Origin of the sequence: Lacicoccus alkaliphilus DSM 16010, assembly GCF_900142805.1 — a bacterium.
In the GTDB taxonomy this organism is placed as follows: domain Bacteria; phylum Bacillota; class Bacilli; order Staphylococcales; family Salinicoccaceae; genus Lacicoccus; species Lacicoccus alkaliphilus.
On the sequence record NZ_FRCF01000003.1, the window covers coordinates 1 to 15,580 of the forward strand.

13 protein-coding genes are annotated in these 15,580 nt (G+C 49.8%); 4 read left to right on the forward strand and 9 right to left on the reverse strand.

Annotated features, from left to right (window positions below; genetic code table 11):
* Positions 1–224, forward strand: a 224-nt coding sequence (locus BUA12_RS04690; RefSeq protein ID WP_143146091.1) for a transposase, incomplete at its 5' end; no start/stop codon positions are given.
* A 109-nt stretch (positions 225–333) separates the two neighbouring features.
* Here the strand turns inward: BUA12_RS04690 and BUA12_RS04695 are convergent.
* From BUA12_RS04695 to BUA12_RS04710, 4 genes are all read right to left on the reverse strand, one after another.
* On the reverse strand, positions 334–2,319 hold the full coding sequence (locus BUA12_RS04695) for a TRAP transporter permease (RefSeq protein ID WP_072708950.1): 1,986 nt from the start codon (positions 2,317–2,319) through the stop codon (positions 334–336).
* 1 nt (position 2,320) lies between these two features.
* Positions 2,321–2,749 carry a DUF1850 domain-containing protein gene (locus BUA12_RS04700; RefSeq protein WP_178138223.1) on the reverse strand — a complete coding sequence of 143 codons (429 nt, stop codon included), beginning with the start codon at positions 2,747–2,749 and terminating at the stop codon, positions 2,321–2,323.
* Between the two features lie 34 nt (positions 2,750–2,783).
* The gene (locus BUA12_RS04705) at positions 2,784–3,824 is read right to left on the reverse strand and encodes a TAXI family TRAP transporter solute-binding subunit (protein WP_072708954.1); all 1,041 of its coding nucleotides are present in this window, start codon (positions 3,822–3,824) and stop codon (positions 2,784–2,786) included.
* Between the two features lie 170 nt (positions 3,825–3,994).
* A complete protein-coding gene (locus BUA12_RS04710) occupies positions 3,995–4,690 on the reverse strand; it encodes a cyclase family protein (RefSeq protein WP_072708956.1) in 696 nt (231 codons plus the stop codon).
* 207 nt (positions 4,691–4,897) lie between these two features.
* Here BUA12_RS04710 and BUA12_RS04715 point away from each other — a divergent pair, with 207 nt between their 5' ends.
* Together BUA12_RS04715 and BUA12_RS04720 are read left to right on the forward strand one after the other, a co-directional pair.
* A complete protein-coding gene (locus tag BUA12_RS04715; protein WP_072708959.1) occupies positions 4,898–5,806 on the forward strand; it encodes a cation diffusion facilitator family transporter in 909 nt (302 codons plus the stop codon).
* A 34-nt stretch (positions 5,807–5,840) separates the two neighbouring features.
* Positions 5,841–6,446, forward strand: a complete 606-nt coding sequence (locus BUA12_RS04720) for a class I SAM-dependent methyltransferase (RefSeq protein ID WP_072708960.1) — start codon at positions 5,841–5,843, stop codon at positions 6,444–6,446.
* 84 nt (positions 6,447–6,530) lie between these two features.
* Here the strand turns inward: BUA12_RS04720 and BUA12_RS04725 are convergent, their stop codons facing one another.
* The 3 genes from BUA12_RS04725 to BUA12_RS04735 form a co-directional block, all read right to left on the reverse strand.
* Positions 6,531–7,673, reverse strand: coding sequence for a trans-sulfuration enzyme family protein (locus BUA12_RS04725; RefSeq protein ID WP_072708961.1), 1,143 nt, complete (start codon positions 7,671–7,673; stop codon positions 6,531–6,533).
* A gap of 116 nt (positions 7,674–7,789) precedes the next feature.
* The gene (locus BUA12_RS04730) at positions 7,790–8,524 is read right to left on the reverse strand and encodes an MBL fold metallo-hydrolase (protein ID WP_072708962.1); all 735 of its coding nucleotides are present in this window, start codon (positions 8,522–8,524) and stop codon (positions 7,790–7,792) included.
* Positions 8,525–8,657: 133 nt separating this feature from the next.
* Entirely contained in the window at positions 8,658–11,939 is a 3,282-nt protein-coding gene (locus tag BUA12_RS04735) for an efflux RND transporter permease subunit (protein WP_072708963.1), read from the reverse strand.
* 139 nt (positions 11,940–12,078) lie between these two features.
* On the opposite strand from BUA12_RS04735, the gene BUA12_RS04740 reads away from it, so the two are divergent.
* Positions 12,079–12,669 carry a TetR/AcrR family transcriptional regulator gene (locus tag BUA12_RS04740; protein ID WP_072708964.1) on the forward strand — a complete coding sequence of 197 codons (591 nt, stop codon included), beginning with the start codon at positions 12,079–12,081 and terminating at the stop codon, positions 12,667–12,669.
* A gap of 37 nt (positions 12,670–12,706) precedes the next feature.
* On the opposite strand, the gene cls is transcribed toward BUA12_RS04740, so the two are convergent.
* Positions 12,707–14,191 (reverse strand): cardiolipin synthase, encoded by a 1,485-nt coding sequence (cls, locus tag BUA12_RS04745; RefSeq protein ID WP_072708965.1) that lies wholly within the window; start codon positions 14,189–14,191, stop codon positions 12,707–12,709.
* A gap of 158 nt (positions 14,192–14,349) precedes the next feature.
* Entirely contained in the window at positions 14,350–15,480 is a 1,131-nt protein-coding gene (locus tag BUA12_RS04750) for an NADH-dependent flavin oxidoreductase (protein WP_072708966.1), read from the reverse strand.
* Between the last annotated feature and the right edge of the window lie 100 nt (positions 15,481–15,580).

Below are 15,580 nucleotides of genomic sequence, written 5' to 3' on the forward strand. Positions count from 1 at the left end.
CCCAGGCCCGACGCACGCTTTCAATGAAAGAGAACCGGATGATCTATCAGCAGAGGAAGATCGATATCGAAACGGTTTTCGGCAATTTGAAGGCGAATTTGGCGTTCAAACGATTCTCGGTCCGGGGCGCACGCAAGGTCAAAATTGAAACCGGCCTTGCGTTACTCGCCTTGAATCTGCGAAAGTTCCGGCAGATTCAGGGCGACCCGTCTGCAGGCATCTAGAAAAAGCGGCGATCCATCTGTAAACCCAGATGGATCGCCGCTTTTCTTAGCTGTCGAAGGGCTTTATGTCCCAGCCCCCTTGTCTTGTTCATTTTCAAATTGAGTCACATCATGCCGCAGCCGCTTCTTTCTTCCTCCATTTAATATAATTGAACGCGAACACGATCAGGATGATCACTATACCAGCCACATCCGTGATAGTTTCCGGTACGACGGAAAGTACCGCGGCTGAGATCAAAACGATTCTTGAGATCACATCCAGATGGGTTTTGAAGAAACCTTCAAGGCCCGCTGACAAAGCCGTCAAACCAATGATGGTGGTGAGGACGACGACGCCAATGTCAAGTATGCTTGCCAGCGGATATTCTCTGGCGTTCGTTGCAAGTCCCTCCACGTCAACCATGAGCAGTGCCGGTTCATAGATGAATATGAACGGGATGAGGAAACCTGCGATCGACAATTTCAAAGCCTGGAAACCTGTCCGCATCGGGTCGCCGCCTGAGACGCCTGCGCCGGCAAAAGCTGCCAGTGCAACCGGAGGTGTGACGTTTGCAAATATACCGAAGTAGAATACGAACATATGTGCAAGCAGTATCGGTATCCCGAACTCTGCAAGGGCAGGTGCTGCCATCGTCGCTGTGATGATATATGCGGGAATTGACGGCAGGCCCATGCCGAGCACCATTGAAGCGATCATCGTAAAGAACAGTGTCAGGAAGAGTGAGCCTCCTCCGATGTTCGCGATTGCAGAAGTCAGTACAGAACCGAAGCCTGTCAGGGAGACGACCCCGATGATGATGCCGACCACCGCACAGGCAATCATGACGGAGAGTGCCTGCTGGGCACCGTTCGCCATGGCATCGAATATATCCCTGAACGACATGCGGGTCGTTTTTCGGAGTGTGGCAATGAGTATTGTGAGGCCAATCGTATAAATTGCTGCCCTTGGAATCGGCATATTCATGAATAACATGATGATCAGACCGATGATTGGAATGAGTAGATGGCCTCTTTCTGCAAGCACCTCTTTGACCCTCGGCAGATCGGCTCTCGGTATACCTTTCAAGTCGCGTTTTCCGGCGCGGTAATGGACCTGCAGGATGACGGCGAAATAATATAAGATCGCCGGGAGGACGGCCGCAAGTGCAATCACCCCATAGTTGATGCCTGTCGTTTCAGCCATGATGAATGCACTGGCACCCATGATCGGCGGTAAGATCTGACCGCCGACGGAGGCGCTGGCCTCCACCGCACCGGCGAAGTTCCTGTGATACCCCACTTTTTTCATGAGGGGAATCGTAAATGCCCCGGTACTCACGACGTTGGCGACGGCTGCCCCGTTGATGCTCCCCATGAAACCGCTGGAGACGACGGCCACTTTGGCCGGGCCCCCCTTATTGGCACCGGCAAGCGCCATGGCCAGGTCATTGAAGAATTGTCCCATCCCTGATTTTTGGAGAAAAGCCCCAAAAAGGATGAACAGGAAGATGAAGTTCACTGATGCAGCGATTGCCGTGGAGTATAACCCTTCGGTGCTCAAGTATAACTGGCCGAATATATCGCCCACGCTGTAAGGTCTTGTCAGCATCATATTGGGGAGGAAATCCATATGGCTGAAAAACGGATAAGCTAAAAATACAAGTGCCAGCACCGGTAAAATCAGCCCCGTCACCCTTCTTGCCGCCTCAAGTATCAGCAGGACCGTCATGATCGCAACAGCAATATCCATATTATTCGGTATACCGCCGCGTTCTGTCATGATGGCCTGGTACTCCACCATGATGTATCCTGCCGTAAACAGGCTCAAACCAGCGAATAACCAGTCAAGCAGCGGCAGCTTTGTCCGGTCCTGTTTCTTGAACAGCGGATAGAGCATATAAATCAGTGCCAGACCGACAGCGACGTGGATGGAACGCTGTTGAAGGGCCGGCATGGGATTGAACACCATATAAAGATGGTAGACTGAATAGAGCACTGCAATGATGGTCACCAACCAGAAGATTGACTTGCTGTCGAACTTTCTGGTGACCGAATCCTTGTCGTATTTTTCCAGAATCTCCCGTGTGTCCGGTGCCACTTCCGGTTCTTTTGTCATATTAACCCCCCTCTGAATTGCAAAATAGTGGTTTGTCTCCGATACTGATCTCCACTGAAGTGTTCGTCTCAAACATTTCGTATAGAAGATGTTCATGATCATTTTGGACGATTCTCGTCTTCACATTTTCCGACACATTCATGTACAGCTCGGAATAAGTGTCATTCACCGTAAATTCCACGAACCCGTCATCTGTGATTTTGGGCGGGGTTTCCGAATCTGTCGGCACCCCTGCCCCGAATGTCTTGAAATAAGTTTTGGTGAGCAGCAGGTTCCCGTCATGGATTTCGTATACTTCATACCACTCCTCATGCTCAATGGAGTGAATCCAGTGCAGTTCAAATGTTTCAGCTTTCAGACACAACGGCGCATAGCCTTCTGCTTCTATGACCAGGGCAGATCTCGGCCAAAGGAAAAATAAGAGGAGCACTGTAAAAATGCTCCCCGTGGTCAACCATAGTTTCCTATTGTTCATCGTAGTAGCGCTGAGCACCCGGATGAACTTCTATAACCATACTTTCCATTGAATTTTCAACACTGATGTCTGATGCAGCCTGGTGGGAGTTCTCAAGGGACTCCAGATTTTCAAACATATACTGCGTCATGTTATAAACATCATCTTCGCTGAGATCCGACCTTACCACCAGGGCGTTCATGATGGCGACTGTAGGGACTGCTTCCTCGTTACCGTAAGTATCTTCCGGAATATCAAGTGCTTCGAAGTAGTCTTCTTCCATGGTCTCCACCACTTCCGGTTCGATTGGAACGATCTTCAAGTCCACGGAATTTTCAAGTTCCATCACTGAGGCATTCGGCAGACCGCTTGTCAGGAAAGCCGCATCCAGCTGCCCGCCCCTCATGGCTTCGGCTGCTTCTGCGTAACCCAGGTAATCCACATTGATATCATCGTATGACATATCATGTGCATCCAGAACTGAGCGCGTGGCGATTTCAACGCCTGAGTTTTGGTCGCCTACTGCGACGCGCATACCCTCAAGGTCTTCAACACTTTCGATGCCCGAGCCTTCAGTGGTGATGAGTTGTACGAAGTTGGGATACAGCGCCGCCACCTGCTGTACATTCTCGATCGGCTCACTGAACGTCTCTTCGCCGTTCACTGCCTGGACAAGTGCATCACTCATTACGAATGCCATCTCCACGCTTTCCTGGGCCATGAGATTGAGGTTCTCCGCAGATGCCCCGGTGGTTTCCGTTCTGGAGTTCACTCCAAATTCACTGCTGTACCCGTCAGCCAGCGTCGTGGCAATGATGTTATAGGGCCCGGATGAACCGCCGGTCGCAATTGTGACGATATTGGTTTCCAGCTCTGCCGAGCCGCCGTCACCCTCTTCTGAAGATTCTTCACCTTCGTCAGCAGATTCGTCATCCGCCGGCTCTTCTTCAGCTGTATCTTCTTCGCCTGTATCTTCTGCAGCGTCATCCCCGCAGGCAGACAGGAAAAGCGTTGCACCAAGAATTAAAACCAAAAACAATTTGAAGTTCATGATAAAAGCCCCCTTTTATACTTTATAAGTAAAATTATATCAGAGGTTCAACCAAATGAAAACGCTAACTTTTAAAGTAGTCGTTTTATTCCGACTTCTTCATGCCGAGACTCATATAAAAATAACCATGCCTCAACTACAATGAGTGAAGCATGGTTTGAGCGCCGGCATCAGACGTCGATGATGGCGACCGGGTTGCATATGCTGGCATCCCTGCCGGTGATCCTTAAAGGGGTGCAATAGATCTTTTTGATGGATCGACCCACGACCGGCGCGAGGTTGACATCTTCATAAATCAGGATGGTGTCGTTGGGTCTTGCGGGATCCAGAAATGCTTTATGTGTTCTGAAGTTGTTGGTCTTGCCTGCAGGAATGTTCTCGATGCTGAGCGTATCGATGGCGACGGCTTTCACTTTAGGCAGTTTTTCCCTGATGTATTCTGCGGCTTCAGGGCTGACTGTGCTGAAACCATTGGAGTAAGCTTCAAAATCGACATCCCTTTTCTCATGGGAATGCGTGTTGAATATCAGTATGTCAGCCTCATGCAATTCCTCACCGTACGCTTCGAGCTGTTTGATGGTGATCAGATCATTTTCTTTTTGTGCAGGCACATCCAGAACCAATGGTTTGTCATAAACGAAATTTTCCACGGGTATGCTGTCTATGCCGAGGTTTTCACCGCTGAAATGATGAAAAGGCGCATCAACATGCGTACCTGCATGCAGATAGGTGGTGAGCACACTGCCGTTCCAGTGGTCCCCTTCCTCGAGGTCCTCCCTCAACTCGACTTTCACTTCCGGCAGACCCGGAAACACGGGCATGCCTTCATAAATCGGATAGCCCAGCTCCACATATTTTTCGGACATCAAAATTCCCCCTTGTGTATTGAATATACCATTGATTATACCTCCCCTCCCTTTTTTGTTAAATGGATGAAGACTTCATGAGAAGATGATGTTAAAATTCAACTGACGAAAAACGGGTTTTACGTAAAGCGTGGAAATGTATATCATTGAAGGAAAGGGTATACTTTATATGACGAATGACTACTATCCTTAAAGGAAGTTATATGAATGACCAACAGGTATAAAGAGGCTCAGAGGGCCACAATCATCGGAATCGCCGTCAATCTCCTCCTGGCGGTCATCAAGGGGATCGGCGGCGTCATGGGCAACAGCCGGGCCCTTGTGGCGGATGCTGTACATTCCGCTTCGGACGTCGTAAGTTCGATTGCCGTCTACATCGGCGTCAGAGCTGCACAAAAGCCGCCCGACAGGGAACATCCATACGGGCATGGGAAGTCGGAGAATGTCGCGACACTGATCGTGGCCATACTGCTCGTAGTGGTCGGCTTTGAAATCATGTACAATTCCATCACTTCAATCTGGACAGAGACGGCCAATGAAGTCACATCAATCATGGTGCTGTACATCATCATCTTTTCGCTGATCGTCAAAGAGGTGCTCTTCCAATATAAATTCCGCCTTGGGACCAGGATAAACAGTCCTGCGCTTATTGCTGACGCCTGGCATCACCGCACGGATGCGATATCATCAGCAGTGGCATTGGCCGGTGTCGGACTCACGCTCATCGGTGCCCGTTATGATATCCCCTACCTGAATTATTTCGATCCGCTTGCCGGTGCGGTGATCGCGGTCATAATCATGTATATGGGCTTCCAGCTGGCCAAAGAAGCGGTGAGCATGACTCTGGAAGTGGTGCTTAATGAGGAGGAGACGGTGGAGCTGATGAAGACTGCGACCTCCGTGGATAAGGTGGTGCAGGTGGATGCACTCAGTGCACGCTCCCACGGCTCCTACGTGATCGTGGATATAAAAATTTCAGTCGATGCGAATATCAGCGTGGAGGAGGGGCACAGGATAGGCAGGAATGTGAAACAGAAATTGATTAGGGAACATGACATGGTGAGGGATGTCCATGTGCATGTTAACCCTTATGATTTTGAGAACAGGAACGATTAGAAAATCAGTGATTTTAAAGGAGGCAGGATCCACCATGGCGAATCCCTGGGATGAAAGATTTAAGGAAGAAGGTTATATTTACGGTGTTGAACCCAACGAATGGGTCCGTGCGGTTTTTAATGAGGAAGGAAATTTGAAGATGGCACTGCTCGCAGAAGGGGAAGGAAGAAATGCTGTCTACCTGGCAACGCTCGGGCATGAAATAACAACTTTCGACTACTCCAGGGAAGCCATTGAAAAAACAAAGCGGCTGGCTGCTTCCAAAGGGGTGGAGGTCACAGCCAATCTACAGGATCTCACAACCTGGGAGGCACTTCCCCGGGAAACTTATGACGTAAGTGTCAATGTGTTTGGCCATGTTCCAAAAGAAGGCAAAGCAGCGATGTTTTCCAATATGATCGATTGTGTCAGGCCGGGCGGACGGATCATTTTCGAATTCTATTCGAAAAGGCAGTTGGAATTCATGACAGGGGGCCCTCCAAATCCCGATATGCTGTATGCTGTCGATGAAATCAAAAACTATCTGGGAAAATTCCCTGTAGAAATCATGAACTTGGAAGAAGTGATTACAGAGCGGCATGAAGGCAGGATGCATCAGGGGAAAAGTGCCGTGATACAAGGGGACATTAAAAAGATATGAAAAATCACTGACACATGTTTACTGCTGCGTCAGTGATTTTTCATTTCCCATGAAGTTTCCGGGCACCCGGTGTCATCAGGATGACTATTGACCTGGTGTATGATTGAGCGCCTGATCCAAGTCCTGTTTCAGATCTTCGGCATTTTCGAGGCCGATGGAAAGGCGCAACAGATTTTCAGGTGCTTTTGTCAGCTCTTTCTCAACAGAAGCGCGATGCTCAATATAAGTATGTGTGCCGCCGAGGCTGGTCGCCTGTGTGATGATATTCACAGCGTTTGCGACTTTCAGGGCCTCTGTTTCCCCGCCTTTCACCTTGAAAGACAGCAATCCGCCGAAGTCGCTCATCTGCCGGGCTGCAATTTCATGACCGGGATGACTTTTGAGGCCCGGATACAGGACGGATTCGACCTTGTCGTGTGAGTCCAGGAACTCGACGACCTTTTTGGCATTGCTGCACTGCATCGTCAATCTGGCGGAGAGCGTCTGGACGCCTCTCAGCGCAAGCCAGCAATCGAATGATGACGGTACGGCACCTTTGGCGTGCTGCCAGGTGCGCATGTTCTTGAGCATTTCATTATCCTCTTTCGCAATGACCGCCCCGAGCAGCAGGTCGCTGTGGCCGCCGATATACTTCGTCACGGAGTGCAGGGAAAAATCCACGCCGAGCGCGAGCGGTTGCTGCAGCATCGGTGTTGCAGCCGTGTTGTCGATCACCGTATAGGCACCCGCTGCCTTTGCGATTTCTGTAACGGCTTTTATATCGATGATTTTAATCTGCGGGTTTGACGGGGTTTCCATCCAGATCAGGCCGGTAGGTGCACTTTCAACCACAGTCTTAAGTGCTCCGGGATTCGTCATATCAACTGTCACAATATCATATCTTCTGCCGATATCCGTCTCCATCAGCATGGTGCGGACACCAAAGTACATGTCATCCGCCATGACGATCCTTTTCGGCATATTCTCCGGCAGTGCCTCGATCAATGATGAAATGGCGGCCATACCTGATGCATAAGTCACACAACCATACCCATTTTCAAGTGCCGTCATGCATGACTCCAGTGAGCGGCGATTCGGATTGTCCCCCCTGCTGTACATGTAACCATCGGTGTAGGAACCATCCTCAGCCCTCTCATAGGTCGTCGACAGGTGGATGGGCGTGGTGACAGCGCCAGTCACCGGATCGATCCCGCGTCCGGCGTGGACGGCTTTCGTTTCAAAATGCATATATATCCCTCATTTTTCTTATTATAATGATCATTATATATTTTATTGACTGAGTAATCATTAAATTCACATAAAAAGAGCCTTGAGAAGGCTCTTTTCCCTAAAAATCATGCCGATCAAATATTGAAGGCCAGGCCGGTTTCAGCCAGCTGTATATCTGCCGCACTGTGCTGCGTTGCGCTGTCGAGCAGAGCTTCGAGCGCCCCCCGGTGGGGCAGGTTGGTCAACACGGTCTGGGCTGCATCTGACTTCGCAGCAAGGCGGCCGGCTTCGCTTGCATTCATATGACCTTCAACGCGTGCATCGAAGCCTTCATAAAAGCTGCAGTCGGTGAAGAGGAGGTCGGCCCCGAAGGCAAAACGCACAAGACTGGCATTATAGCTCGAGTCTGAAGTGTATACGAATATCGCTCCGGTATCATCAGTGACCCTGACTGCATAAGTTTCCACCGGATGCGCATTGCGGTGGAACTCAAACTTGAGGGGACCGATCTGAATTTTTTTCTTGGGCTTTAAAGGATGGAATTTGCTGAACCTTGCCCTTCTCATTAATTTGACAGGGTCGCCGGTTTCAGGCCCGTACAGATTCAGGTTTTGTTTTCGGTACTTGAATCTCCTCGCCAGCCGCCGCGCCTGCATGAAAGCTTCCAGGTCCCCTGCGTGATCATGGTGATAATGCGTCAGTATGATGTGGTGGATATCGTGAATGCTCTTATAATCCTGGACATGCGCTGCAACGCCGCTGCCGGCATCAATCAGCACGCTGATGTCATCTTTTTCAACCAGGTAGCCGGAAGACGGCTCATTATTTTTAGGGAAACTGCTCCACATGCCTACGATAGTGACTTTCATCATCTCACCTCCGGCTTGTTTCTAATCTATACCCTCATGAAGATGAAAACAAGCAGATGATTCAAAATTGTGTGATTATTTAATGGGAAAACAGCCCCTGCATCCGATGTACAGGGGCTGTGGATTGAGGTTTTTACTTATCCGATTTCTCATCTTTCATTTTATCTATCAACTTCTGCATCTCTTCAAGATGATCTTCCCGTGACGTCCCATCATCAAATTCTTCAATTTTCGGGGCATCCTCATCATCCGTACCTTGATAGTCATCATCTGAATCTTCCGTTGGGTCCGGTCGCTCTGCCTTACGTTTGTTGGCGTCGATTTCCTTCTGGGTGATGACCTGGCCGTCCGGCGTCACATACTTTTTATGCATGTGACGGGTCTCCTTATCGATATAACTGTAGAAGATGGGTATGACGAACAGTGTGAATATGGTGCTGCTCACAAGTCCGCCGATGACGACCGTACCCATTGGTGCAATCATATCCCCGCCTTCCCCGAGTCCGAGTGCAAGCGGAAGCATACCGAGTGCAGTGGTCAGGGCGGTGATGACGATCGGTCTGAAGCGGTGCCGTACGCTCAGTTCAAGTGCTTCCAGTGTAGGCATGCCCTTTTCCTTCTGCTGGTTCGTGTAATCCACAAGCAGTATGGAATTGTTGACCACGATGCCGAGCAGCAGGATGATACCGACGAAAGCAACCACGCTCAAAGGACTGTCTGTGATGAACAGGGCCGCCATGACCCCGATGATGCTGAGCGGCATGGCGATGATGACGATGAACGGATGCCTGAATGATTCAAATTGGGCCACCATCACAAGGTATATGAATATGATTCCAAGGATCAGGGCGAGCAGCATCTGCGGCAGGGCATCCATAAGCATTTCCAAATCTCCGCCGATTGAGTAGGATGTCTCATCGCTGAAGTCCGCGTCAGCTACGATATTCTCCACATGGTTGCCGGCCTGATCAAGTGACATGGCTGAAGAATAGCTCACCAGCAGCTCGCTTGTCTGCTCTCCGTCATTACGGTTGATGACTGGAAGGATTTCGGCCTCCTCTAGGTCCGCCACTTCGCTGATTGCCATGTACTCGCCTTCATTGTTCGGTATTTCAATATCTTCGAAATTCTCAAGGTTTTCCCGGTATTCGCGGGGATACATGACGATGACGGAAAGGTAATCACCGTCCATTTCCACAGTGGAAGCGGAGACACCGTTTGAAGCATCGTAAAGGGCCGAGCCGATTTCAGCGGGCTGGATGCCGTTCTCCCTTGCCGCCTGTCTGTCCACGACGACCTGCATCTCTTCGACCATATCTTCACGGCTGGACGACACGCTGCCTATATCTGCATCGTCCTCCAATTCCCCGATGATGATCTCCTCTGATTCAATAAGACGTTCCGGATCATCATCCGATATATTCAATGTCAGTGTATCCGGCTCAGAGCCCATCCCTGTCTGGGACATCGGGCTCACATTGATTTCGGCTGATTCATCCAGGGCTTCTATGTCATTCTCAATACTGTCGATGAATTCATTCGTGGTGATGCTGCGGTCCCCCGCACTGACGAGTGTCGCAGTGATCATGGCCCTGTGCGGTTCTTCCGTCATGGACATCATCTGCTGGGATCCGACATTGCTCAGATAAATATCCACTTCATCGTGACCGGCGAGTTCCTCCTCGATGTCTTCGACAAGTTCGAGGGTCTCAGAATAAATCGTGCCCTGCTCTTTTTCGACTTCGATTGTCAGCGCGCCTTCATCGCTTTCAGGCATCAGTGTCAGCCCTTTGACATATATGCCGTAGATTCCGGTGGCGAGCAGCAGGCCAGTGGCGATCAGCACGATCAGGCGATGCTGGAGCGTCCAGTGTGAAAGTCTGCCCAATAATTTCATATATGGTCTTTGACTTCTTGCTTCTTCAAGGTCTTCCTTTGGTGCAGTCAGCACGCGGCTTGCAATCATCGGTACGACAGTCAGTGCAACGAAGAGCGATGCGAATAAACTGAAGACCACCGTGATGGCCAGCGGGGTGAACAACTGGCTCACCAGACCGGTGACGAATACGACAGGCACAAAAACGGCACCTGTGGTGATGGTCGCTGCAGTGATTGCGGAGGCGACCTCTTTTGTCCCGTCTCCCGCCGCCTTTTTGGGATTCTTGCCCATTGAAAGGTGACGGTATATGTTCTCGATGACGACGACCGAATTGTCGATGAGCAGCCCGATCCCAAGGGCAAGGCCCCCGAGCGTCATCAAGTTGATGCTGATATCAGTGAAGAACAATAAGGCGAATGTCGTGATCACCGAAAACGGTATGGCCAGGCCGATGATGAGAGGTGCTTTCAGGTTTCTCAGGAAAGCGAATAAAACCCCCATTGCGAGCACTGCACCAAGAATCAGTGATATGAAGACACTGTTGATTGCAATGTCGATGAACTCACCTTCATCATATAGAACTTCGACATTCAGGTTGCTGAATTCGTCTTCTTCCAGCTTCTCATTCAAAACCTCATTGAATTCGTTATTCACATTCGATGCATTCGCATCGGAAGAAAGCATCACATCGATGGATAAGGCATCTTCCTGGTTCAACCTTGTAATGATGTTGTTCTCTTCTTCACCAATGGAAACCTCAGCCACATCCTCTACAGCAAGTGACCCACCATCAGGGAGATCGGTGATGACAAGTTCCTGCAGCTCTTCGACCCCGTCGATGGTGCTGACTGTCCGGGTGGTGATCGCCTGTCCGGCCTCTTCATCCATTATCGTCGTGTTGGGTATCGTCATGTTGTTGGCTTCGATGATTCCGGCCACATCACTTTGTGAAAGGCCGACTTCGGAAAGTGCATCAGTATCGAGCACGACCTGGATTTCCTCGGTGACTGCACCATTTTCGCTGATTGATGCGACCCCTTGAATATTTTCAAGTTCCGAAATCAAATCATCGACCTGGTCCTGATACTCAATGATCTCTTCCCCGGCTGATGTGGCAGCCAACTGGATACTCGGCAGCATTGATATGTCGAACTCGAGGAATACAGGATCCCCTGCCTGTTCAGGAAGATCGACCCCGTCCAGTGCCCGGGTGATATCACTTTCAACTTCATCTATCGTCATATCGTAGCCGAACTCCATGATGATGACGGAAGAGCTTTCCTGTGACTGGGAGGATATGTTGGTCAGTCCGCTGAGGGACGACAGCTCCGATTCTATCGGTACAGTGACATCCTCCATCACTTCTTCAGGGCCTGCGCCCTGGTAAGTCGTTGCGACTGCGGCAACGGGCGGATTGATATCCGGCATGAGCTGCAGGGGCAGCCGTGTAAATGATACGGCTCCGACCAGCAGCAGGATGAGCATGACTACGATGGTGAATTTGGGGCGCCTTATGGAAAAATCCGATATTTTCAAAATGTTTCTCTCCTTGTATATATGCGGTAGTTTATTTTAAGTAATAGCCGACAACGTGTTGTACAATACTAAATAATAAGCAAATCACCGGCGGCTTTCAATAAACAATCTTCGGTGATATGTCGAAAGGAGCAGAGTTATGTCGAAAATGAGTCAGACTGAAGTGACACGAAGTAATTTGATGGAAGCATTTTGGGAATTATATAAAGAAAAGCCGCTGGCCAAAATCACGGTCAGGGAAATCACGGACAGAGCAGGGTATAACCGCGGCACTTTTTATGCCTACTTCTCTGATGTATACGAAATTCAGGAAGTCTTCAAGAATTCCCTGATTCCGGAAAGGGATATGATCATCGGCCACCTTAAGCACCTGGATGAAGACAACGCAGGGGTATTTGAATCCTTTGATAAGACGAATGAATATATCAGGAGGAACTGGGAGAAGATTGCGGTCATGGTCGGGCCGGAGGGCGACCCCGGATTCATATATGAATTCAAAAAGGAGATCAGGGAAATGATCATGGGTTACGTAGAGGAAATCGGCATCCGGGAACCGGAGAAGTTCGAATATATCATCGAGTACCAAATCTCCGCCTATATCGGCATATTTCAGCTTTGGATTGAAAGGTGCGGCCGATTTGATGAAAAGACACTTGCAGAAATCATGGATGAAGTGGCAAACAAGGGTGCCAAAACGCTGATGGAAAGTATGTTGAATGACAAATCATGAAAAATCCCTATCCGGTGAGCATCCGGAAAGGGATTTTTCATAACAATGGTTCGATCAAGTTTGCGACGCCTTCTTTGAATTTGATCCACAGGCTCCTCTGTTCGTACCTTTCAATCGTCAGAGGCTCGCAATCCTTAATATCCTCCTCAAAAATCTTCCTCTGCCGCACCGCTTCCCCGGAGTCATATATGAAAGCATTGATTTCGAAGTTGAGCAGAAAACTTCTGTTATCTATATTGGTTGTACCGACAGAAACGATTTCGTCATCAATCATGACCATTTTGGGATGAAAGAAGCCGGGTGTATACAGATAGACATCGGCGCCCATCTTTGCCATGGCGCCCGCATTCGAGTAGGACCCCCAGTATACAAGCGGGTGGTCAGTAAAACTTGGCATCATTATATTGACTTTCACGCCGCTCAGAATCGCGACATGGAGCGCTTCGGTCACAGCCTGATCCGGTATGAAGTAAGGCGATTGGATGTAGATGCTGTCCTGTGCACTGTAAATCATCTTTAAATAACCATATTTTATTTCCTGGTGCGTTTCGTCCGGACCGCTTGAGGAGATCTGCATCGCGGTATTCCCGTCGTGTGTATCGTCCGGAAAATATTTTTCTTCATATTCCATCGGCAAGTGGTTGTTATGCGAGTTCCAATCCATCATGAAACGGAGCTGCAGAGCCTGGACGGCGCCTCCCGTCACTCTCAGGTGGGTGTCCCGCCATGCCCCCATCTTCGGGTCCCTGCCGAGATACTTGTCCGCAACATTGCTTCCGCCGATATATCCGATTTGACCGTCGATGACGACGATTTTACGGTGGTTCCGATAGTTCATGCGGGGGTTGATGAGCGGCATCCAGCTTGAAAAAAAAGCCTCCACGGCACCCCCGGCCTCTTCTATGTCCTTGAAATGCCTGAGTGCAAGTGACCTTGACCCGATGTCGTCATATAAGATCCTGACCCTTACCCCTTCCCTCTGCTTCTTCAGCAGGGCATTGTAGATCCGGGTTCCGATATCATCAAGCTTGAAGGCATAGTATTGGAAGTTGATATGATCTTCAGCAGCTTCTATATCTTCCAGCATGGCATCGAACTTATCATGCATGTCGGTAAAAGTCGTAATCTCATTATTAGTGGTGATGAAAGATTGATTGTTGTGAAGGAGCATATGAATCTGCTGCTTATGTTTTTCAGCCACGGGATCCGTAAAATCGAGAGCATCGTCACTGATTTTTTCCAGCTGCTCGGTAACAAGATCTTCAAGTTCAATTTCCTGGGATTTATCCATTTTGAAGATTTTATCACTGCGGATGGTGCCGCCGAACAGGAGGTAAAGTAAGAATCCGATGACCGGCAGGAAAAATAGTACGAGCAGCCATGCCCATATACTCTGGGCACTGCGCCGCTCAAGGAAAATCATACCGATGGCCAGTACAAAGTTGATGCCGAAAACCAGGATCGTTACGACGGTCACGATCAGGGGACTGTCAAGTAAGCTGTATAAAACTCCTGCATCCATGGGCTGCCCACCCTCCTTAAGTATGAGACGTGCATCATTCAAAATTCCATCATTCCACTTATACCCTTTTTATGAAACACGCATGTATACCGGCAAGATGGACATCCATCCGGCATGACGAAAGGCCGGGGTCGAACCCTCCGGCCTTTTTCACCAAATCATCCGTTCAGCCTGGGAAGAGGATAAAATCCATTATAAAGCTGTTCCCATAAAGCCACCGGCAATTCGTACCGGTCTTCCCGCTCCGGGTCGAAAATGTTGTTTATCCTGTCTTCCCTGCCGGCCTTGATTTTGCCGACGAAGTTGTGATCGAGAAGCAGGGCCCTCCCGAGCCCGATGAGTTCCATATTACCGCTCTCAATCGCACCAAGTGCCTGATCGGCTGTGAAGACCGAGCCGATGCCGATCAAAGGCATGCGGCCGTGGGTCCATTCATGGAGGAGTGCGATGCGTTCTTTTCCTCCGTACTTTCCTGTACGGACCTTTGAGTGCACGTCCCCGAGGGAGGCGTGCAGATAATCAAGCGGCTTTTCAGTCAATTTCCTGATGAGCACTTCCGTGATTTCCATGTCGATGCCCGGTGACTGTGATTCTTCGGGTGAGAACCTGTAACCGATGATGAAGTCCTCATCAGCATATTCCTCCTTCGCTTCCAGCACCTCATCCGTCACCGCCATCGCAAACGCATAGTGGTCCTCCCCCCATTCATCGTTGCGCCTGTTGAAATGGGGGGAGACGAACTGATGGATGATATAGTGGTTTGCACCGTGGATTTCGACGCCGTCAAAACCGGCTTCGACTGCCCTTTTTGTGGCATCACCGAAAGCTTTGATCGTTTCCTGGATTTCTTCTTCCGTCATTTCACGTGAGTGATGCGGCTCGGTTTCATCAAAACTCCGCATCGTGATCGGGCTCGGCCCGGCAGAGTCCGAGTCCGGGGTCAGCTTCGGCTGCGCCTGGACGCCGCCGTGATGAATCTGGAGGATCGCCTTTGCGCCGTTCTTCTTCATTTCATCCGCTAAATTTTTCAGCCCTTCGATATCCGAATCGCGGACGACCGAGGGCTGCCCGGGGAAGGATTTACCCAGGTCGGTCACATTGGATGCGGCTGAGATGGCCATCCCGACATCTTTGGACCGCTTACCCATGTATTCGATCTCCTCGACGGAAGCGGTGCCGTCCTCATGTGAGGACACGTGTGTGAGCGGTGCGAGTACGAATCTATTTTTAAGTTCAGCCCCGTTCGGGAGCTGCAGCGTTTTAAACAATGGCTTATATTTATCGTTCATTTTATCATCGTTCCTCCTCATTGAATTTTCATGGTCATATACTTGTACTACCATTACATACCCGCATAGCTCATACTCAAAAACACCGCCCCCCGGCAGG